This window comes from Acinetobacter nematophilus (assembly GCF_026344175.1).
GTDB classification, from domain to species: Bacteria; Pseudomonadota; Gammaproteobacteria; order Pseudomonadales; family Moraxellaceae; genus Acinetobacter; species Acinetobacter nematophilus.
On the sequence record NZ_JAPKMY010000003.1, the window covers coordinates 298874 to 317219 of the forward strand.

Consider the following 18346-nt stretch of genomic DNA (forward strand, 5'->3'; position numbering starts at 1 on the left):
GCGTATAATGCGTCCCATCAAGACGTCGCGCTCATAGCTCAGCTGGATAGAGCACTTGGCTACGAACTAAGGGGTCGGGAGTTCGAATCTCTCTGAGCGCACCACTTGATAAAATATTAAAAGAAACCGCTTTATTGCGGTTTTTTTGTGCCTAAAAAATGTCACAATGATGAAGATAATAAAAATAAGGTCAGCGATAATGTATAAAAAGCTTTATTTTTAATGACGGTGCTGACTACTCAATTGAGTGGTTGTACAGCAATTTTATGGAACAACAGTGATTCGGTTTAGCCATGGGCAAAGTGGTTTCAACTCATGCTGATAGCGTCACTGTAGATCAAGATCAAATTGTTGGTTTTGCTTATTTAAAAGAAAGTTCCACTTCAAAAAACAATACTTCAAAAAACAATGCTGATATAAAAAATCTGGAAACATCTTTAATTGTAATTGGGCAAAAATATGCTTATATGATTGATATTGGGAATCAGGAAATTCTAGAGACCGTATAATCTGATTTAGACCCAAAGTATTGGCGGATTAGACCTGTTCGTTCGAGCGAAAACTATTTTGGATTATCTTTATTACCTCAAATCAACGACGATAAGCATTTACAACAGCTTAAATTCAGTGCCGATATTGAATTGTATTATGCTAAAGACAAATTAACCCAAAATGAGCAGCAGCAATTATCTCGGTTGAGCTTGAGTCAGTATGAATATGGTCAGGAAAACTCTGAGTTCTATCGTAGAAAATTTGGATTGGTGGGACATATTGTGGGTCTAAATGCTGAAATAAACAAAATGAAATTTCAGCACTTTAGCCAAAATTATCCGATCGAGATCTATACACGTGGTAAAACGCATTATTCTCTACATGCGAAAACACTTTTGCAGAAGGTAGCACTCACTCCTGTGACCTTGGTGGGAGATATTGTGGCAATCCCGCTTTATTTGCTTTTCAATATCGGAACCACAATCAAAAATATTGCCCATTCATGACATCTTTATAACAGCATCGACTACTTTACTTTTTGAGCAAAAATGGTATTTGCCCCTAGAGCAGGTAACATTTCGTGATAGGGCAAGCTGCGTGCCGCTTTGAGTAAAAATGGTGCTTTTTCATCGACTTTGATGGTTGTGGTCATTTTTAATAAAGTGTCATTGCCTTGAGGTAAAAACTGAATTTGACCTTTGAGATAGCGCAAATCTCCTCCATTGGCGTAGAAGTTATTTTCAGTCGCTTTGGGGTAGCTAAAATGCATCTTAAAATCAAAAGGAATACTGATCACACCTAAACCCACACTGACTTTAAATTCCGCATCTTGACCCTGTTGAGTACTAGGTACTGTTTTAATATTTTTGATTTGTCTTGGAAAAATTTCTTTATAGGACATCGGTTGAGTCCAACGTTGTAACTGTTGTGGTGTTGCATTTAAATATTGATAAGTGGTGGTAAAGCGTAGCACTTCACGGCCATGCGTATAAGGAACTGTGACAGGGTTTAATATCAGGCTCACAGGTTGTTGAGCATTGGCACTCACTTGAACAATTTTATTGATTTGAGCTGTGCTCAATTGAGGACTCGGGAGTTGACCTGCGTTTAATGCGGTTATTTTTTTCGTTGAAAACTTATTTTTTAATGCTTCCAATACAAATGCACTTGAACCATTCGGAATGGCAAGTTTGACTTCAGGAAAAGCATTTAAAATCTTCTTAAATAAAAATCCTTGCGGCTGATTTAAATCTCCCCACTGCGTCAGGGTAATTAAGGTTTTATTCTCACCTAAACTAAACCATTCAAATTTACCTGCTGCATAAGGAATAGGGCCATCAATCACCAGTGTTGAAACACTGTTTGCTTCGAGTTGATGTTGTAGTACCACATCTTCATTAAAATTTAAAACAGGGATCGGTGTAGGGATTGAAATACGATATTTCAATTGACTGACTTGACCAGCAGTTTCTATTACTTTTGCTGACTTTAAAGTGGGAAATAATCCAACATATTGGCTGTAATTGCTCAATGTTTTTCCGACTTCTTTACTGCTGACAGGTACTACGATTGCCGCTGTAGAAAAATGAGCAATCGGTTGTGGATTTTGAGCCAAGGTGGGTAAACTCGTTTTTATGGCTGGGTGCGGATAAATTAAAATATTGTCCTGTGCAATTGCGGCAACTTGTTGTGCATTTTGGTCAAAGGGTTTTAATGCACTTGGAATATTTTCAGTCCATGTGACTAATTTTGCTGTACTATTTTGGCTTATGCCAAGTAAGATGATCAAACTGATATGCGCATAAAAAGATTTCATCACAATTTCCTTTTGCCTATTTTATTTTTGGTGATCTTCAATGAATTCAGACGATCTTTGTCTTATAGCTATTAAAAAGAGTTTAATTAAAAAAAATAGACCTGTTCTGTAAAACGTGACGAAAATCAGCCTTTCAAACCTTAATCTGGTGTAATATCTGGGCATCCTAAAATATTTGTATTGAAGTCACTATGTCAGACAGTAAGCCTGCATTATCTGCACGTTATTATCTTAATTTAGAAGAATCTCAAGATGGTTTTAAACTGGCAACATTTGGGAAAAAACAGATGAGCCAACTGCTTACACCTTTGGTCAGTATCGGGATCATGGTGTGGGGGATTTATCTTGGGTTGGATGGTGTAGGTAAATATTATGTATGCTTGGGTGCTTTTTTCTTAATTCTGCAAATGTTGATGCGCTACTGGTTTTTACCGATGATGTTTAAGCGTCAGTTTGTAAAATACCAATTTGGTAAGAGTGAGCAAGGCATCGAATTGTTCCAAGATTATATGGAATTATTCAGTAGTGGCCGTCCGAAACAAGTGCATCATTATTCAGATGTGCAGAAATTTGCAGAAGGCAAACTGACCTATATGATCGAATTAAAAAATCGTACTGTGGTGATTGTACCTAAACGTGCTTTTGCAACACCTACAGATCAAACGATTTTTATCAATACATTTAAGAAGTAACTTGAACTGAACAGTTTTTAACGGTGATCAATAAGAAGGGAATAATATGAGTACACGTCCATCTAAAATTGTCTGTGTAGGTCGTAGTTATGCAGCACATGCGGCAGAATTGGGAAATGCAATTCCAGATCGTCCAGTCTTATTTATCAAGCCACCCAGCAGTCTGATTTCATTACAAGAGGGTATTTCTTGGAATGAAGCATGGGGAAATTGTCATCATGAGTGTGAACTGACATTACGAATAGATCAACCCCTCAAAGGTGAGACGAATCTTGAAAAAGTTTTAGATGCAATTGGCGCTGTGACACTGGGTCTGGATTTAACGCTGCGTGATTTGCAGGATGATTTAAAGAAAAAAGGTCAACCTTGGGAGCGGGCTAAAGCATTTGATGGTTCATGCGTATTGGCGGATTGGGTCAGTGTCGATGAGGTTAAAGACTGGTCGGCAGTAAGCTTTGAATTTGCTGTAAACGATCAGGTTCGTCAAAAAGGCGATACCTCGCTGCTGATTTTTGATATTGCTTATTTACTTGCCGATATTAATCAAGTGTTCTCTTTAGAGCCGGGTGATGTCATCATGACTGGAACGCCAGCAGGGGTTGCTGCATTGGCTTCAGGAGATCAACTTTCGATGACGTTACATGGTCAAAGTCAAGATTTTGTTTGGAAAACCTTTGTAAAATAAAAAAGAAATCACCCACATTAAACCCATTGTTTATACCTGACTAAACAATGGGTTTTTTGTTGAATGTGATTCTTATTTGTCTCTCTTAAATACTTGAATTTTTGAGATAAATTTCTTGTTTTGGTTTATTGAAAATTACAAAAGCCCTATTTTTTTGATTCAATATTCAGTATATTGACTACTATTGTTTATATTTAAATATAAATCATTTTAATAAAATTAAATTATAAGAGCAGAGTTATGAATAAGCCTATTATTGTCCAAGGCTGTAAAACTGATCATGGTGGCGTTGTTTTGCATGGTCATCCAACAATATCAATAAATGGTATAGGGATGGCAGGCAAAGGTTATATGGTCGCTTGTCCTAAGTGTAAAGGCATTTTTCCAATAACCGAAGGTGCACCTAATTTTATTCTTCCTGATGATACTCAAGTTGCTTTAGTTGGAATGAAAACTGCCTGTGGCGCAAAATTACTGCCAAGCTCATTTCAGGTGGTTGTTGAGCCCAGTTCACCCTTTGGTTCTCAGTTAATGGGCAATCCAAATGATGAGGGTGAGGAAACAGTCCCACCACCACAAGACCATCAAGGGCGTTTTCAATTGGTTGATCAAAACACTGGTGAACCTATAGCGAATCGTCGAGTTCGTGTGACGATGGGAGATGGTACAATGACGATTTATGCAAGTGATGACCAAGGTTTTACCGATTGGATTTATACGCCATCCGAAGAGGAAATTCATCTTAATTTAGTGGATGAATTAGATAATGGCTGATCAAGGAAAACCGCAAGGGATTTTAACGACAGGACCCTCTCAAAATCCGACGATTAAAGTCGTTGCTATTATTAGCGATGCCTTAGATCTTCAAGATAAAAAAGTGATTTGTAAGGCGATTTGTTATTGTGAAGTCAATCCCAACAAAGGAAAAAAGAAAGAAACCAATCAATACCAAGCTTGCGTATCAGAACGTTTAGGAGAGCTGGATAAATTTTTAAATTATCAAAGCCCTTACAAAGCAGAAGTGAATTATGATATGCATCGGAATCCGCCTGCACCAATTATGGAAAAAGGAATAATCACCAAGGTACACCCTTATCTTCCAGGTTGGATTAAAAAGTATTGGGAAGTTGAAAAAGGTTATTCTTTTGAAAAGGGGCAGGGTATGGTGCGTCGTCCTGATGTGGTGATTGTGAAAGATCCTAATCTTCCCCCGACCCAAGACAATATCAAACATGTTATTGAAATAAAATTTAAAGACAGAATAAGTAAAGCGCAAAAGGATGATTATCCAATAATAGCAGGAGATCCAAACAAAGTTAAACAATTAGATCCCAATGAATGTGATTGTGGAAATGATGATGAGAATGGTAAAACCTCAACGGTTATAGAGTTTATAACTTGGGCTGCTGGACTGATTGCTGCTGCAATTCAATTAAGAAAAGGCAAACTTCCAAAACTTCCTCGATTTCCATCACCTAAACCTTCACCTCAGCCTGCGTGGTAAACGGAGAATGCAATGTATTTAAAAACTGAAGAAGAATATAAACTGTGGGCTGAGCAACAAGAGCAAGGTGCAATTGGTGGGGGGCTTTTTGCTAAAGGTGGTCCTGAAGATTATGTGGGTGCAATACCTGCAATTCGTGCAGTTTTATATTTTAAAGAGGGCTTTAGTGATGATATGCGAGAAGCGATTGCCCAATGCTTTGATGATTATCAAGCTTATGCCAAAGACCATTTAACATGGTTATGGCAGGATGAACCACCAAAAGGGGAAAGGGAGAATATTGCTTATAGTGATGCCAAGCCTATTCGGGAGAGCTTAAAAAACTATAGTCCAATGAAAGCTTTTTACTTTATATATATTAGCGGTAAAGAAAAATTTGCAACTGGAGCTTGGGAATTTACCGTTGCAGGAAAAAGTAAGTGGCAAGTTGAAATGGGAATTCATCAAAGTACCTTAACTTTTTCTATGCCCATTGAATGGGTAGAAAAAAATACGAAAATTTTTATTGAGTTATTTATTAAATTTGCAAATCGCCTAAAAGCCAAGCATGGTTATGCTGGCTATGCTTGTATTCTCTCTCAAATTCGAGATGAAAAAAATGAACCAACGGAAGCTTACTTATCTCGAAAATGGTGGGCAATGGATGTAGGTGACCCTATTTTAGGAGCAAAATATCTCATAAATGGTATGAAAACAGTGAGTTGGTTAACAGCAATTAATTATGAATGGTTTAATCCGATCAAGGAAGAACAAGCGCTCAATAGTGAATTGCCCATGAATTGGTTTATTGGTTATGACTATGGCACAGGGATCGTCATTCAGGCAGGAAATTTAGCTCTAAATGGCTTTGTTGAAGAAGACCCATTACCTGCTCCTTATGTATTGTTAAATCGAGTTCTAAAACCGTTGCGTGTTGAAAAGATTCGAGCAATACATTATGGGAATCATAATAATGATGAAAATCCTTTGATTACTGGCTATCGCGCAGAAGCATGGATGAAACGCTTTGATATCGAAGAAGCAGAAAAGTTGGATTATTTTGGGAAATTGCAACAAGAAGCTAAATTGATTTCTAAATATGCCTTTTTAGATAGGCGAGTGGATTGGTAGGGTAATCTGTTTATCATATGTATTTAAAAACTGAAGAAGAATATAAACTGTGGGCTGAGCAACAAGAGCAAGGTGCAATTGGTGGGGGGCTTTTTGCTAAAGGTGGTCCTGAAGATTATGTGGGTGCAATACCTGCAATTCGTGCAGTTTTATATTTTAAAGAGGGCTTTAGTGATGACATGCGAGAAGCGATTGCCCAATGTTTTGATGATTATCATGCTTATGCGAAAGATCATTTAACATGGTTATGGCAGGATGAACCGCCAAAAGGGGAAAGAGAGAATATTGCTTTTAGTGATGCCAAGCCTATTCGGGAGAGCTTAAAAAACTATAGTCCAATGAAAGCTTTTAATTTTATATATATCAGTGGTAAAGAGAAATTTGCAACTGGACCATGGGAGTTTAATGCAAGTGGTGCGAGTAAATGGCAAATCATAAATGGTACTTATCAAAGTACCTTAACATTTTCTATGCCCATTGAATGGGTAGAAGAAAATACGAAAATTTTTATTGAGCTATTTATTAAATTTGCAAATCGCCTAAAAGCCAAGCATGGTTATGCTGGTTACGCATGTATCATTTCACGAATTCGAGATGATAAAAATGAACCAACGGAAGCCTACTTATCTCGAAGATGGTGGCAATGGATGTGGGTAATCCTTATCTTGAGTCAGACAATCTACTGAATGGAATAAAAACCGTGAGTTGGTTAACAGCAATTAATTATGAATGGTTTAATCCGATCAAGGAAGAACAAGCACTCAATAGTGAATTGCCCATGAGTTGGTTTATTGGCTATGACTATGGCACAGGGATCGTCATTCAGGCAGGAAACTTAGCTCTAAATGGCTTTGTTGAAGAAGACCCATTACCTGCTCCCTATGTATTGTTAAATCGAGTTCTAAAACCGTTACGTGTTGAAAAAATTGGAAGTTTACATCGGGGAAATCATAATAATGATGAAAATCCTTTGATTACTGGCTATCGCGCAGAAGCATGGATGAAACGCTTTGATATCGAAGAAGCAGAAAAGTTGGATTATTTTGGGAAATTGCAACAAGAAGCTAAATTGATTTCTAAATATGCCTTTTTAGATAGGCGAGTGGATTGGAGTTGATTTGTATGTGTCAAAATTTTTTAATTTATTAAAACGTTTTTATTTTCAATTAACTGATCATTATATTCAGTAGATTGACCATTTCACTTTATTGTTAAAACAGTCTAATGATCAAATAATTTTCTAAACTGATCTGGTGTGAGCACCATCCAACGTTTAAACATATTAATAAATGCAGAGGCATTGGCATAACCTAGATCTAAAGCAATACTTTCTACAGTTTGACCTTCATTCAGCAAAGACATGGCTTTCATGACTTTGAGCCGTTGTCGCCATTCATTTAAAGACATTGCAAGTTCCTTTTGACTGAGTCGCGCTAAAGTACGCTCAGTCATATTGATTCGTTTGGCTAAGCTTTCCAAGGTGCTTTGATCAGCAGGATGCGCATGCAAGAAATCCAAAATTTGTTTTAATGCAATATGATCTGTATGTGGTAAATAACTCCCAATGAGTTCTGCGTGATGCAGTTGGTCCAATAACACCTGCAACAGTCTTGAATATTCAGGATCAGTCTCTTGAAATACGTGTTGTTTGAGGTGCTCTAAAATTGCAGAAACCAGTGGAGATGTTAAAAGAATGCCTGCTTGCTGTGGGAGGGCATGACAAAGCGACTCATGGATATATAAGGTTGCATGTGAAACTGGGGTCCGGTTTAAACCACTATGTTGGGTATTTGGAGGTAACCAAACACCATAAGGTGGTGGAGTAATATAATTCATCTGATTGATGTTTACTTCCATCACCCCATTGAATGCATAAATAAATTCTCCCCAAGCATGTCCGTGTTGAGGATAAATAGATTGTGCAGGATCATGTCGGAAAATAAGCCAAAGCGGGGCAATAATCTCATCATTGGTCGTGAGTTGAGTAAGGTGCGTTGCATGGGCTGTTTTTCTTATTGCCATGATAAATTGCCTGAATTAGAAGATGCTTTGTCTACTTTGAATTATATTCTATAAAACAGACAAGAATATAGTGTAACCATTCTCTTAAGGTCGAGTGTAATATTGTGGATACGCGGAAAATGCTGGATCGCAAAGCATCTGCTTTGATGGTTGGATTATGTCTGATTTGGGGCTTACAACAAGTCGTACTTAAATTAGCAGCGGCAGATATTTCACCCATGATGCAAATTGCCATTCGCTCTGGACTTTCTGCAATTTTAGTCTATCCCTTAATACAGCGACAAAAAGGGACAACGCTATGGTCTAAACAATATTTATTTCCAGGCATGTGGGTTGCATTTTTATTTTCAGCTGAGTTCTTCCTCGTAGCAGAAGCACTTAGATATACTTCTGCATCTCATACCGTAGTTTTACTCTATACTGCACCTATCTTTGTAGCATTGGGTTTACATTGGAAACTTCCTGCAGAGCGACTCTCCATGTTGCAATGGTTGGGAATTTTTATTGCATTTTCAGGTATTGTGGTCACCTTTTTAGGTCGGGAAGAAGTACATAGTACTGCTGCACAAGTAATGATTTCTAATACTTTGTTTGGTGATTTTCTAGCTTTGCTTGCAGGCTTATTTTGGGCTCTGACCACGATTTCTTTGCGTTTGACTCAGTTATCAGATGCTCATCCGACACAAACCTTATTCTATCAATTGGTTGGTGGCTGTGTATTGCTATTGCCTTTGGCTTTTCTGATGGGGCAAACTGAAATTCATTGGACAGGTTTAGTTATTGGAAGTTTGATTTTCCATACCATTGTGGTGTCGTTTATCAGTTTTATGTTGTGGTTTTGGCTACTTCGAAATTACTTGGCTAATCGCTTGGGGGTATTTTCTTTTCTTACCCCGATTTTTGGAATGTTATTTGGTGTACTTTTTCTTAACGAGCAGATTGAATTAAATTTTCTTTTTGGTGCAGCAATGGTTATGTTAGGGGTAATGATTGTCAGCTTACATCATTGGATTGAAAAGAAATTTTATTCTCAAGTAAAGGCCAATGAGTGGTCTGAATAACAGTATTTGAATCGCAAAAGACTAAGCATTTTTTATTGCCTCCGACTGATCAGTGGAATGCAAAATGCTTAGCCGCCGTTGCTTCATTCAACTATTTGTCATCTAAAATAGTTGAAAGTGGAATAGATAATTTGGCTGCCAAATATTCATCAGACTCAATCAGTGTTGGACCAATATGTTTCATCCACACATCATCATCATGCACATGTTCGACGTCTTTACGACGTGGCAATGTATAAGGCAATGACGTGTAGAATGACCAGAAATCTATTTCATCTAAGTTTCTGACCAGCACATACTCGTTGTTATCTGTACGCTTCACCAAATTTTGCTGCTCTAGAAGCTGCACATAGCGAGGCCAGCGACCTATTTCCCCACGACCTAGAATATCGAGTGCTTCACTGTCTGTGACCACTTGTCCCGTTTTTTGCTTTTTATAGAATAATTCCAAAATATCCAACATCATCAGTACAGGGTGGCGTGTTTGGATTTTACCTGTATGAAAGGCAGTTAAGGCATAACTGATTTCAACACCCAATAAGACAATATTCCAAGATAAGAATATCCATAACAGGAAAATGGGTACTGCTGCGAATGCACCGTAAACCAAGGTATAACTGGTAAAATTGGTCATCACAAAACCAAAAAGATTTTTCAGCAATTCAAAAGCAACAGCGCCAAAGACTCCAGCGATAGCAGCCGCTTTGATCGGCACACTGCGATTGGGAATCGTCCAATATAAAATAAAAAATCCTAAAGTGGTGAGCGCAAAAGAAATCACTGCGAATAAGGCTGTACCATCTACTTCATAACCTGCAAAATTATTGCTGAGTATATTCATAGATGCCAATGTGGAGGAAATCACAAAGGCACTGCCCAGTAAAATTGGCCCCAAGGAGATTATGGTCCAATAGCGCATAAAGCCGATGATACCATTACGGGTTTCTTTGACTCGCCAAATACGATTAAAGACACTTTCAATACTGGTCAGCATCAATACTGTTGTGATGAATAAAAACAACACACCAATCACGGTTAAATTGCTTGAATTCTCAGTAAATACATTAAAGGCTTTATCAAAAGCAATACTGGTTTTAGGCAGAAAATTACTGTAAATCATCTGCTGAAGTTGTTGTCTGGCAGGTTCTAGCGCCTTGATTGATGAAATAATGACCAGAAACACCGTCAACATGGGAACAACAGCAAATAAGGTGGTATAGGTCAATGAACCTGCTTGGTCACGACAGCGATCTGCTTCAAAACGACGTATTACAAAAAGAATGAATTGAAACCAAGTTTTTTGATAAAAGGGTAATTTTTTAATTAATTCAAACATATATCTCTGATCTCAATTATTTTTCGGCATATCTTTCAGTTTCATTTTTTAAGCTTACCCAAAAAAGCTGAAAAATACCGTATAGTTTTATTGTCTTAGCTATGATCAACCTATACTTATGCAAGCTTATGTTCTCGTACTTTACTATAGTAAATATGGATCTACCAAAGAAATGGCATACCTGATTGCCAATGGTATCGAAGCGACAGGAACTGCGGTAAAAATTCGTACAGTTCCTCATCTTTCAACAGTGGTTCAAGAAGCACAACCGAGTATTCCAGAAGAAGGTGATATCTATTGTAGTTTGGAAGATTTACAAAACTGTGCAGGCTTGGCGCTGGGCTCTCCAACGCGCTTTGGTAATATGGCTTCCGAAATGAAATATTTTTGGGACCAAACCACCAGTCTTTGGTTAAATGGCGCACTGCACAATAAACCCGCTTGTGTCTTTACTTCATCAGGCTCAATGCACGGTGGGCAGGAAAGTACACTGCTGACCATGTTGCCGCCGTTATTTCATCACGGGATGATGATTATGGGACTGACCAATGCCCATCCTGCATTATCCAACACTAAATCCGGGGGCACACCCTATGGCGTCAGTCATGTCAGTGGACCACGCCACGACCAGAGTTTGACGACAGATGAGAAATCATTATGTACAGAGCAGGGCAAGCGTTTAGGTGAAATTGTTCAAAAGCTCAATCGTTAAGCATAAATGGGTTTTAATACGGCTTTGATGCTTTTATAAAATAAAGACATCAGGATTAAAGCCACAATCTAAATGGGCTCGATTTCACTTTAGGATCTTAGACATTTTTGTAAGACCATGATGCTTTTAGTTGAAAGCATCATGTGACACCTATTGTGGTTTTACTATTTGATATTAAAACGGAATTTGCATTTTTGGCATTGATAGTCAAAGAAGATATTTTGATCAACAATGACACCGGCTTTCTTGCCAAAGCGATTTCCTAAAAATCCACCAGTAATGCCTACACTGATCGCACCCACAAATGTACCGACAGTTCCGCCAACAATCACGCCCAAAGGTCCAGCGACCGTACCGATTGCAGCACCAATTGAAGCTCCGGAGGCTGCACCGCCTACCGTGCCAGCTGCTGCACCTGCTGAGGTCAGCAATACACTTCCTGCTTTACCTAGAAGCTGTTCATGATCACGTCGTGTTAAGTCTGCCGAGCCGCATTTTGGGCAAGTTACTGTTTGTTCATCAGTCATTGATTCTTTACTCACTCAACAAAGTCCATTTTTCTTCGCTAAGTTATAGTTAATATTTCACTCATTTTCACGACAGCTGTTTTGCATGCTGATCATGAGACTTGATTCGATTGTAACTGAATATAATGTAGATTCTTTATATTTTATGTGAAGACGTGCGAGAGAAAAGTTTAAATGTGAATATCGGTTTAAGCGATTAAATCAAAAACTTACACGATACCAGCTGCTTTTTATCGTGATTTAACACGCATTAAACTCTCCTGTGTGATGCTGCATACTAATTTTCCAGCTTGCCAGATTCGCCCAAAATTCAGTCCTCTTGATTGACTCGAAACAGTAGCATCCATGTCATACAACAGCCATTCGTCGGCCCTAAAGGCAGAATGAAAATATATGCTGTGATCCAAACTTGCACTGCGGACTCCACCATTGGCATAACTGACACCGTGCGGTCTGAGTGATGTGGTCAGCAGATTGTAGTCTGAATAATAGGCAACTATTGCTTGGTGAATCATAGGAAGATCAAATTCAGCAGGGATGTCGTGAAAAGTTTGCATATATTCGGCATAGCGGGTTTCTGATTTTATGGGTTTAAATGGATTAAATGGTTGTACCGGACATACGTTGACAAAAAACTGACGCATGAATATATCCCGAGCAGCTTGAGGAACATCCTTACAGATCATTTGCTTCAGCTGTTGTTCTGATAGAAGTTGATCGGGTTGGGGATATTCTGGAGGATCAATCTGATCATTCAAGCCTGTTTCGATCAGTGCAAATGAAATCATCGCTGAAAAGATCAGATGACCTGCTTGCCATGCATTCACTTGTCGTGTGGTAAAGCTTTTGCCATCTCGTAAATTTTCAACTTTAAATAAAATTGGTAAATCTGTACGACCACTGCGAATAAAGTATGCATGTAAAGAATGTGCAGGACGATCAGTGGTTTTTGAAGCAGCAATTAAAGCTTGGGCAACCAGTTGTCCTCCCATCAGGTGTGAGCCAAAGAGTGAAGTATTTTGTCCTTGAAACAAGTAGTGATCCAGTTGTTTTACATTCAGTAGATCGATGAATTCTTGGGTGAGCGATCTCATTTATCATTTGCCGGACGATGTATTTATTTGAATAATATAGAGGAAAAAAACAATGAAATGAATGCTTAAAAAGACACTGTTTAAATTTAATGAGATATAAAAAAGAGCGCATGCTGCGCTCAATTTTAAGATAAAAGCTTAAGCTGAAAGTCTTAATCTTTTACAAAAGTAACAGTACCATTTGCCAAAGATTCGACACGTGCTAGAGATTCTACACGGTAACCTTTATCCAGTAACAACTGACGACCCGGTTGGAATGATTTTTCAATCACGATACCAATGCCCACCACCTCTGCTTCTGCTTGATGGATTAAATCAGCAAGACCGAGGGCAGCTTGACCATTGGCGAGGAAATCATCGATAACCAAAGCCTTATCGCCTTGGGTAATATGCTTTTTAGAAATCGCAATGGTGCTTTCAATTTGTTTTGTAAAAGAGAATACTTTTGAACGATATAAATCATCTTTAAGTGTTAAAGATTGATATTTGCGTGCAAAAATAACAGGTACGCCAAGCTCCAAACCAGCCATTACAGCAGGAGCAATACCTGATGCTTCAATTGTAATGATTTTGGTAATACCCGCATCTTTAAAGAGGCGAGCAAATTCCTGACCAATCAGTTGCATCATGGCAGGGTCAATTTGGTGGTTTAAGAAAGAATCGACTTTCAGAACTTGATCAGATAGAACGATACCTTCAGCTAAGATTTTCTGTTCTAGTGCGTGCACAGGGAGAATCCTCTAGAGGCAAGGTGCTTTTTAAAGCAAAGGCGTATTTTAAAAAGCACCAAAAAAAATGCAAGCTCAAATTGACCAAAAGGTGAAAAATCTCTTACTTTTTGTAACTGGTCAGGGTTAGGTTATAAGAGGTCTTACCATCCACATGTGACATTTTTACTGGTAAATAGTCCAATTGTGGTGCTAACCAGAAGATTGAGCTTTTTTCACCATTGTCGTGAGTGAGTACCACTTTGACCGTGTTATAGGTCCCAGCAGGGGTTTTAATTGACTCGGTGCCCTGTTTTACAAAGCGGCGAGCATCAAGACCTTTGGCATCTGCAATCAGATAGCTCGATTTTAAACCAGCACCTTTTAAGTCTTCACGTACTTGCAGTTCAGCATTCAGTTCATCCAAAGCACCTGCTTTCCAAGGGAAAGATCGTGCTTGATCTTTTTTCTTGGTATTGATGGTTTTGGTGTTTGGATTAAAATTGATGGTCATGGTGTCGTTATGTACCAACACTTTACTGGTACGGCTAAAGCTATTGGAATTAATTTGACCGTTGCTGAAAGTAAAACGACTGGTTTCACTTGCTGATGCAATTGCAGCCGCTTTCGCTGCAAAAACATAGGTCCAATTATTGCCATTTTGACTTAAAGTACGGGTAGCAGAGCCTAGATTTTTGCCATTGTAAGCAAATTGATAGCTGGCTTGGAATGGACTCATGGCAAGAGCATTGCTTGAAAATCCAACCAATAACATTGCAGTAGAAATACCGGCAGCTGTGCTGAATGTTTTAAATAACGTTTTTGCCATCATTAAATGTCCTATGCATTTAAAAGTATCTGTTAGTTATAAATGTCTATTATGCAATGTAATTGGGGAGAAAATATTCACTTTATTTCAAATCCTGTGAAATTATGTATCGGTTTTGCTAGGTTTGACTTGAAATTTGACCCAAAATGAACGATTTAGCTTTTTTGTTCGATCGGGGTAACCTTATCATCAATATATTGCTCGTCTTCGAAGCTCTCCATTTGGTCATTATCATCTCTAAATTTGCTTAATAAAGCGGAGAGATTGACATTACCAATCACCACCAATTCCGTTTCACGAAGTTCGGCATGATTAACATGTACTTTGTTTAATGTATCCATGATTGAACGATTTTTACCTAACCAACGGTTTAGGTCCAAGTGGAGTAATTCATCTTTTACTGTGATTACATCAAATTTTTCTAAGATCATGCCCAAAGGGTCTTTTTTAAGCATTTTTTGATAGAAGAACAATGCGCAATTAACTCCCATTTTGTACCAAATATTGGGATAGGTTGCTTCAATCACTTGGGTGTTGCTGATTTGCTCAAAGACGATCAGTTGCATATCTTTGTTCATTTCCATTTGAACTAATTTAAGATCGACAGACAATACCAAATGCATGCCTTTGACATTCAGTGTTGCATAAAGTCTTAACCAATCATCGTGCAGGTCAGCATGTAAATCTTCGAGAATTTTGACATTGTCAGTGACATAACGTTTAAACGTTGCATTTAAAAATACTTGAGAGAGTGGAAATTCGCGTTCTTCTTCTATAAAACCTTCGGCTTTTTGGTATACTTGTCGAATACGTTTAACAATGTTAGAAAGTAGCGTCGGCATAAGTATGGTCCCAAATCATCATCACTTTAAGGCGATAAACTTGTCGATGATTAAAAAAATTCAAGTCTAAAGATTGCAGTTTAGCAAAAAACATTGCACCATTTTGAGTGTTTTAAAATTACGTTTTTACTTTCATTAAGTCAGTCACAAAGTTTGTGAATAATGTAAGACTAAACTTATTTTAATAAATTTTAAATTTGGCAATTGGGGAATTTTGTCGGATTAATGTCATGATAAAAAAATTATTTGCCAATACACAACATACTGGGTACTGGTGGCAAGATGCATTATTTGTCGGGGCAGTTTCAATTGCTGTAATTGTCCACGGGTTATTTCTATCTGTGCAATTTGGAATGCCGCAGGAAAATAATGCTGCCACAAAAGAAATTGCTGTCAGTATTCGTCCCAGTGAAGATAAAGTCAAAGATGCCGATTTCCTTGCACAAGCAGATCAGCAAGGGTCTGGAACCTTTCGTAAAGAGCATCGAATGTCCTCTGATATGCCAGCACAAGCTGAAGATAAAAGTGCTGGGGATCAACAGCTGGAAGCTTTAGAACAAATACAGCAAAAACGAGAATTAAAATTTGAAGAAAAAGTGCTGATGACGGTTTTAAGTTGGCAAAAACAAGCTGAACAAAACGATCGAAAGAAGGCGCTGGAAGAATTACAAAGCCAAATGCAAGCCAAAGCTGCAATGGTGGCGAGTTTAGAAGCACAATATTTACAGAAACAACAAAATTTTAGTAAACAGCAAAAAATTAAAACCTTAGACGGTATTCAAGCGAAACAAGATGCATCTGCTGGCTATCTGGATAAATTCCGTGAAAAAGTCGAAATGTATGGCAACCGCTATTATCCAGATCTCGCTAAGCAACAGCGCCTTTCAGGTGAAGTTCGTCTGATGGTGATTCTGAATAATGAAGGAGGAATACGAGCAATTCGCTTAATCGAAAGTTCAGGGCACGCCATTTTAGATGAAGCCGCAAAAAATTCGGTACGCAAGGGGGCACCATTTGGACGTTTTGATGCAAAAATGAAGGATATTTCCGAGCTGAGAATTGTCAGAACGTGGCGTTTCGATCCCGCTGAGTCTGAATTTGAAGTTCATTAGAGCCTTGAGAAAAACTTGTTATTGTCTTAAACAATCTACGGACTCGCAGCTTAAAATCCTGTTAAGCCGACAGACGATAAAGGGTGAGCTTGGTCGTGTTGTACTAAGCTGTTTCCTTCCGGGAATTTCATTCATAATGCCAAATCATAAGGACTTTTGCAGAGCGATTTTTACGGTTTAAATCTGCATCGCTTTCCGTAAGAGCGTGACCGGATCATCGTGTTGTTGAGTATTAAAATGGCAGTCCAGAGCGAAATATTCCCTGAACGAATCTGAAGCGAAAAGTCTACGCCCATTTAGTATTTTTTTTAAAGTCCGTTGATATTTTAACCATCAGTCTGGAGGACAGGGCAGCTTTATCACTCAGATGCAAGCTCTTGTTGAAGAGAGGGACTAAGTTCCATAAAACTTGCCTTATTTTGTTTGAAAAACATAGACTTTCGCAAGCATCCGTAAAGTGTCAACAGACCTTAATATGATCGTGTAATTTCACAAATTTCGACATGAAAGTGTTTATACCATTGTTGTTTACCCATCTGTTGTGCAGCTTGATGTTCTGCATCTTTGTGCCACGCATGGATATCTTCAAGTGAATTCCAGTAGGAAAGTGCAATTTCAAAGTCATTTTCACAAATAGATTCAAATTTTTGACAGTTAAATTGGGTTAAGGCTTTTTCCCTTAAATACTGTGCCGTTTGAATATAGTGGTGATCTAGTATATTCACCTGAGCTTTAAAAATAACCACGTATTTCATATCACGTATTGAATCCATTGATGGCAGTTACATTCAAAAATAAATTTTATCATTGCTGAAAAATATTTAGAAAGATCAACAACTAGACTCAAGATCAAATTGCGTTAAAGTAAATTATGATCCTGCGCTTGAATCGGCGGAGGCGTAGGTTTACCTAAAGTCCCGAGCAGTTCAATTTCAATCATTCGAACCATAGAGTCAAGGGGTAAATCATTGCTTTGGGTACCAAAGGGTTCTTCAATCTCAGTACTTAATGCATCTAAGCCGAGAAATGTATAAGCTAAAATGCCAACCAATAAGGGAGTGGCTAAACCTAATAATGAACCTAAGCTAAAAGGAAGCATAAAGCAGAAAAAATAGACAGTACGGTTTAATAGAACTGAATAGGCAAATGGTAAAGGTGTCGTCGCAATACGGTCACAACCCGTTTGTACCAAACTGAGTTCATTCACATGCTCATTGAGCTGCGTGTAGATGATGTCTGAAATCTCACCCTCTTTCAAAGCCTGCATCAACTCCCATTGAATCAAGCTCAGCGTGTATTGGGGTGCATTGGTCTGTTGATAGAGTTGCGTTAATGCTTGAGGACTCATCCCGCTGGTTTCCACCAATGCATCTGGATTGGCGGTTTGATGACGTAGACGATCTCTCAATAAGTTTGCAAAAACAATGACATGTTGAATAATTCTTTCACGGCGACCCTGAGGGAAAATACGACAGTCACGGTCAAAGTGACGTGCATTGGCAATCAACATTCCCCAAAGCTTACGCGCCTCCCACCAGCGGTCATAACATGCCGTGTTTTTAAAGCCTAGAAAAATAGACAGAACCACCCCGATGAGGGTAAAACCAACGAGGGGAAGCTCGGGAAAACGATATAAATCAGTATACTCAATTCCACCTACGATGGCAGAGATGAGCATCACAAAACCTAGCGGCGGTAAAACTTTTGGCAGAATCGTACCACGCCAAGACAGGAGTATTTTAAGGGTATCGTTTTGATCGCGGACAATCATGTTTTTGAGTCTATAATTTTTTAGTGATCTTCAC

At 38.4% G+C, this 18346-nt stretch carries 20 protein-coding genes, 1 tRNA gene and 1 pseudogene; 12 read left to right on the forward strand and 10 right to left on the reverse strand.

The genetic code is table 11. The features are described 5' to 3' along the window. Positions 1-27: 27 nt before the first annotated feature. The 3 genes from OSH00_RS08540 to OSH00_RS08550 all read left to right on the forward strand — a co-directional run bounded on the left by OSH00_RS08540 (position 28) and on the right by OSH00_RS08550 (position 998). A tRNA-Arg gene (locus tag OSH00_RS08540) sits at positions 28-104 on the forward strand. Between the two features lie 189 nt (positions 105-293). Further along, a complete protein-coding gene (locus OSH00_RS08545; RefSeq protein ID WP_266130053.1) occupies positions 294-509 on the forward strand; it encodes a hypothetical protein in 216 nt (71 codons plus the stop codon). Between the two features lie 132 nt (positions 510-641). After that, positions 642-998, forward strand: coding sequence for a hypothetical protein (locus OSH00_RS08550; RefSeq protein ID WP_266130054.1), 357 nt, complete (start codon positions 642-644; stop codon positions 996-998). A gap of 20 nt (positions 999-1018) precedes the next feature. On the opposite strand, the gene OSH00_RS08555 is transcribed toward OSH00_RS08550, so the two are convergent. After that, on the reverse strand, positions 1019-2308 hold the full coding sequence (locus tag OSH00_RS08555; RefSeq protein WP_266130055.1) for an SRPBCC family protein: 1290 nt from the start codon (positions 2306-2308) through the stop codon (positions 1019-1021). A gap of 191 nt (positions 2309-2499) precedes the next feature. On the opposite strand from OSH00_RS08555, the gene OSH00_RS08560 reads away from it, so the two are divergent. The 6 genes and pseudogenes from OSH00_RS08560 (at position 2500) to OSH00_RS08585 (ending at position 7416) form a co-directional block, all read left to right on the forward strand. Next, a complete protein-coding gene (locus OSH00_RS08560) occupies positions 2500-3000 on the forward strand; it encodes a YcxB family protein (RefSeq protein ID WP_266130056.1) in 501 nt (166 codons plus the stop codon). Between the two features lie 46 nt (positions 3001-3046). Then, positions 3047-3685, forward strand: coding sequence for a fumarylacetoacetate hydrolase family protein (locus OSH00_RS08565; RefSeq protein ID WP_196075039.1), 639 nt, complete (start codon positions 3047-3049; stop codon positions 3683-3685). A 240-nt stretch (positions 3686-3925) separates the two neighbouring features. Beyond that, positions 3926-4459, forward strand: coding sequence for a PAAR domain-containing protein (locus tag OSH00_RS08570; protein ID WP_266130057.1), 534 nt, complete (start codon positions 3926-3928; stop codon positions 4457-4459). Continuing rightward, positions 4452-5189, forward strand: a complete 738-nt coding sequence (locus OSH00_RS08575; protein WP_266130058.1) for a VRR-NUC domain-containing protein — start codon at positions 4452-4454, stop codon at positions 5187-5189. Before OSH00_RS08570 ends, OSH00_RS08575 begins: the two co-directional genes overlap by 8 nt. Before the next feature lie 12 nt (positions 5190-5201). Further along, complete coding sequence (locus OSH00_RS08580; protein WP_266130059.1) at positions 5202-6299, forward strand: type VI immunity family protein; 1098 nt, start codon at positions 5202-5204, stop codon at positions 6297-6299. A 17-nt stretch (positions 6300-6316) separates the two neighbouring features. After that, a pseudogene (locus OSH00_RS08585) lies at positions 6317-7416 on the forward strand (type VI immunity family protein). A gap of 104 nt (positions 7417-7520) precedes the next feature. Here the strand turns inward: OSH00_RS08585 and OSH00_RS08590 are convergent. Next, complete coding sequence (locus OSH00_RS08590; RefSeq protein WP_266130060.1) at positions 7521-8321, reverse strand: AraC family transcriptional regulator; 801 nt, start codon at positions 8319-8321, stop codon at positions 7521-7523. Positions 8322-8440: 119 nt separating this feature from the next. Between OSH00_RS08590 and OSH00_RS08595 the strand changes: the two genes are divergently transcribed. Beyond that, positions 8441-9382 carry a DMT family transporter gene (locus tag OSH00_RS08595; RefSeq protein ID WP_266130061.1) on the forward strand — a complete coding sequence of 314 codons (942 nt, stop codon included), beginning with the start codon at positions 8441-8443 and terminating at the stop codon, positions 9380-9382. 91 nt (positions 9383-9473) lie between these two features. On the opposite strand, the gene OSH00_RS08600 is transcribed toward OSH00_RS08595, so the two are convergent. Next, positions 9474-10718 (reverse strand): YihY family inner membrane protein, encoded by a 1245-nt coding sequence (locus OSH00_RS08600; protein WP_266130062.1) that lies wholly within the window; start codon positions 10716-10718, stop codon positions 9474-9476. A 118-nt stretch (positions 10719-10836) separates the two neighbouring features. Here OSH00_RS08600 and wrbA point away from each other — a divergent pair, with 118 nt between their 5' ends. Next, complete coding sequence (gene wrbA / locus OSH00_RS08605) at positions 10837-11430, forward strand: NAD(P)H:quinone oxidoreductase (protein WP_266130063.1); 594 nt, start codon at positions 10837-10839, stop codon at positions 11428-11430. 164 nt (positions 11431-11594) lie between these two features. On the opposite strand, the gene OSH00_RS08610 is transcribed toward wrbA, so the two are convergent. The 5 genes from OSH00_RS08610 to OSH00_RS08630 form a co-directional block, all read right to left on the reverse strand. After that, positions 11595-11957, reverse strand: a complete 363-nt coding sequence (locus tag OSH00_RS08610) for a hypothetical protein (protein ID WP_266130159.1) — start codon at positions 11955-11957, stop codon at positions 11595-11597. Positions 11958-12187: 230 nt separating this feature from the next. Beyond that, positions 12188-13051, reverse strand: a complete 864-nt coding sequence (locus tag OSH00_RS08615; protein ID WP_266130064.1) for an acyl-CoA thioesterase — start codon at positions 13049-13051, stop codon at positions 12188-12190. A 152-nt stretch (positions 13052-13203) separates the two neighbouring features. Beyond that, positions 13204-13779 (reverse strand): xanthine phosphoribosyltransferase, encoded by a 576-nt coding sequence (locus tag OSH00_RS08620; protein ID WP_196075033.1) that lies wholly within the window; start codon positions 13777-13779, stop codon positions 13204-13206. 103 nt (positions 13780-13882) lie between these two features. Then, positions 13883-14590, reverse strand: coding sequence for a DUF3108 domain-containing protein (locus tag OSH00_RS08625; protein ID WP_266130065.1), 708 nt, complete (start codon positions 14588-14590; stop codon positions 13883-13885). A 152-nt stretch (positions 14591-14742) separates the two neighbouring features. Then, positions 14743-15429: a hypothetical protein gene (locus tag OSH00_RS08630; protein WP_266130066.1), complete on the reverse strand. Its 687-nt coding sequence runs from the start codon at positions 15427-15429 to the stop codon at positions 14743-14745. A 230-nt stretch (positions 15430-15659) separates the two neighbouring features. On the opposite strand from OSH00_RS08630, the gene OSH00_RS08635 reads away from it, so the two are divergent. Continuing rightward, positions 15660-16541, forward strand: coding sequence for an energy transducer TonB (locus tag OSH00_RS08635; protein ID WP_196075030.1), 882 nt, complete (start codon positions 15660-15662; stop codon positions 16539-16541). Between the two features lie 470 nt (positions 16542-17011). On the opposite strand, the gene OSH00_RS08640 is transcribed toward OSH00_RS08635, so the two are convergent. Together OSH00_RS08640 and OSH00_RS08645 are read right to left on the reverse strand one after the other, a co-directional pair. Continuing rightward, positions 17012-17296, reverse strand: a complete 285-nt coding sequence (locus OSH00_RS08640; protein WP_266130160.1) for an antibiotic biosynthesis monooxygenase family protein — start codon at positions 17294-17296, stop codon at positions 17012-17014. 104 nt (positions 17297-17400) lie between these two features. After that, positions 17401-18312: a bestrophin family protein gene (locus OSH00_RS08645; protein WP_266130067.1), complete on the reverse strand. Its 912-nt coding sequence runs from the start codon at positions 18310-18312 to the stop codon at positions 17401-17403. Between the last annotated feature and the right edge of the window lie 34 nt (positions 18313-18346).

What these genes read in the sequence shown, in the direction of transcription:
- OSH00_RS08545 (WP_266130053.1), top strand. Translation starts at nt 294, where the DNA reads ATGGGCAAAGTGGTTTCAACTCATGCTGATAGCGTCACTGTAGATCAA.
- OSH00_RS08555 (WP_266130055.1), bottom strand. Translation starts at nt 2,308, where the DNA reads ATGAAATCTTTTTATGCGCATATCAGTTTGATCATCTTACTTGGCATA.
- OSH00_RS08560 (WP_266130056.1), top strand. Translation starts at nt 2,500, where the DNA reads ATGTCAGACAGTAAGCCTGCATTATCTGCACGTTATTATCTTAATTTA.
- OSH00_RS08565 (WP_196075039.1), top strand. Translation starts at nt 3,047, where the DNA reads ATGAGTACACGTCCATCTAAAATTGTCTGTGTAGGTCGTAGTTATGCA.
- OSH00_RS08570 (WP_266130057.1), top strand. Translation starts at nt 3,926, where the DNA reads ATGAATAAGCCTATTATTGTCCAAGGCTGTAAAACTGATCATGGTGGC.
- OSH00_RS08575 (WP_266130058.1), top strand. Translation starts at nt 4,452, where the DNA reads ATGGCTGATCAAGGAAAACCGCAAGGGATTTTAACGACAGGACCCTCT.
- OSH00_RS08580 (WP_266130059.1), top strand. Translation starts at nt 5,202, where the DNA reads ATGTATTTAAAAACTGAAGAAGAATATAAACTGTGGGCTGAGCAACAA.
- OSH00_RS08590 (WP_266130060.1), bottom strand. Translation starts at nt 8,321, where the DNA reads ATGGCAATAAGAAAAACAGCCCATGCAACGCACCTTACTCAACTCACG.
- OSH00_RS08595 (WP_266130061.1), top strand. Translation starts at nt 8,441, where the DNA reads ATGCTGGATCGCAAAGCATCTGCTTTGATGGTTGGATTATGTCTGATT.
- OSH00_RS08600 (WP_266130062.1), bottom strand. Translation starts at nt 10,718, where the DNA reads ATGTTTGAATTAATTAAAAAATTACCCTTTTATCAAAAAACTTGGTTT.
- wrbA (WP_266130063.1), top strand. Translation starts at nt 10,837, where the DNA reads ATGCAAGCTTATGTTCTCGTACTTTACTATAGTAAATATGGATCTACC.
- OSH00_RS08610 (WP_266130159.1), bottom strand. Translation starts at nt 11,957, where the DNA reads ATGACTGATGAACAAACAGTAACTTGCCCAAAATGCGGCTCGGCAGAC.
- OSH00_RS08615 (WP_266130064.1), bottom strand. Translation starts at nt 13,051, where the DNA reads ATGAGATCGCTCACCCAAGAATTCATCGATCTACTGAATGTAAAACAA.
- OSH00_RS08625 (WP_266130065.1), bottom strand. Translation starts at nt 14,590, where the DNA reads ATGATGGCAAAAACGTTATTTAAAACATTCAGCACAGCTGCCGGTATT.
- OSH00_RS08630 (WP_266130066.1), bottom strand. Translation starts at nt 15,429, where the DNA reads ATGCCGACGCTACTTTCTAACATTGTTAAACGTATTCGACAAGTATAC.
- OSH00_RS08635 (WP_196075030.1), top strand. Translation starts at nt 15,660, where the DNA reads ATGATAAAAAAATTATTTGCCAATACACAACATACTGGGTACTGGTGG.
- OSH00_RS08640 (WP_266130160.1), bottom strand. Translation starts at nt 17,296, where the DNA reads ATGAAATACGTGGTTATTTTTAAAGCTCAGGTGAATATACTAGATCAC.
- OSH00_RS08645 (WP_266130067.1), bottom strand. Translation starts at nt 18,312, where the DNA reads ATGATTGTCCGCGATCAAAACGATACCCTTAAAATACTCCTGTCTTGG.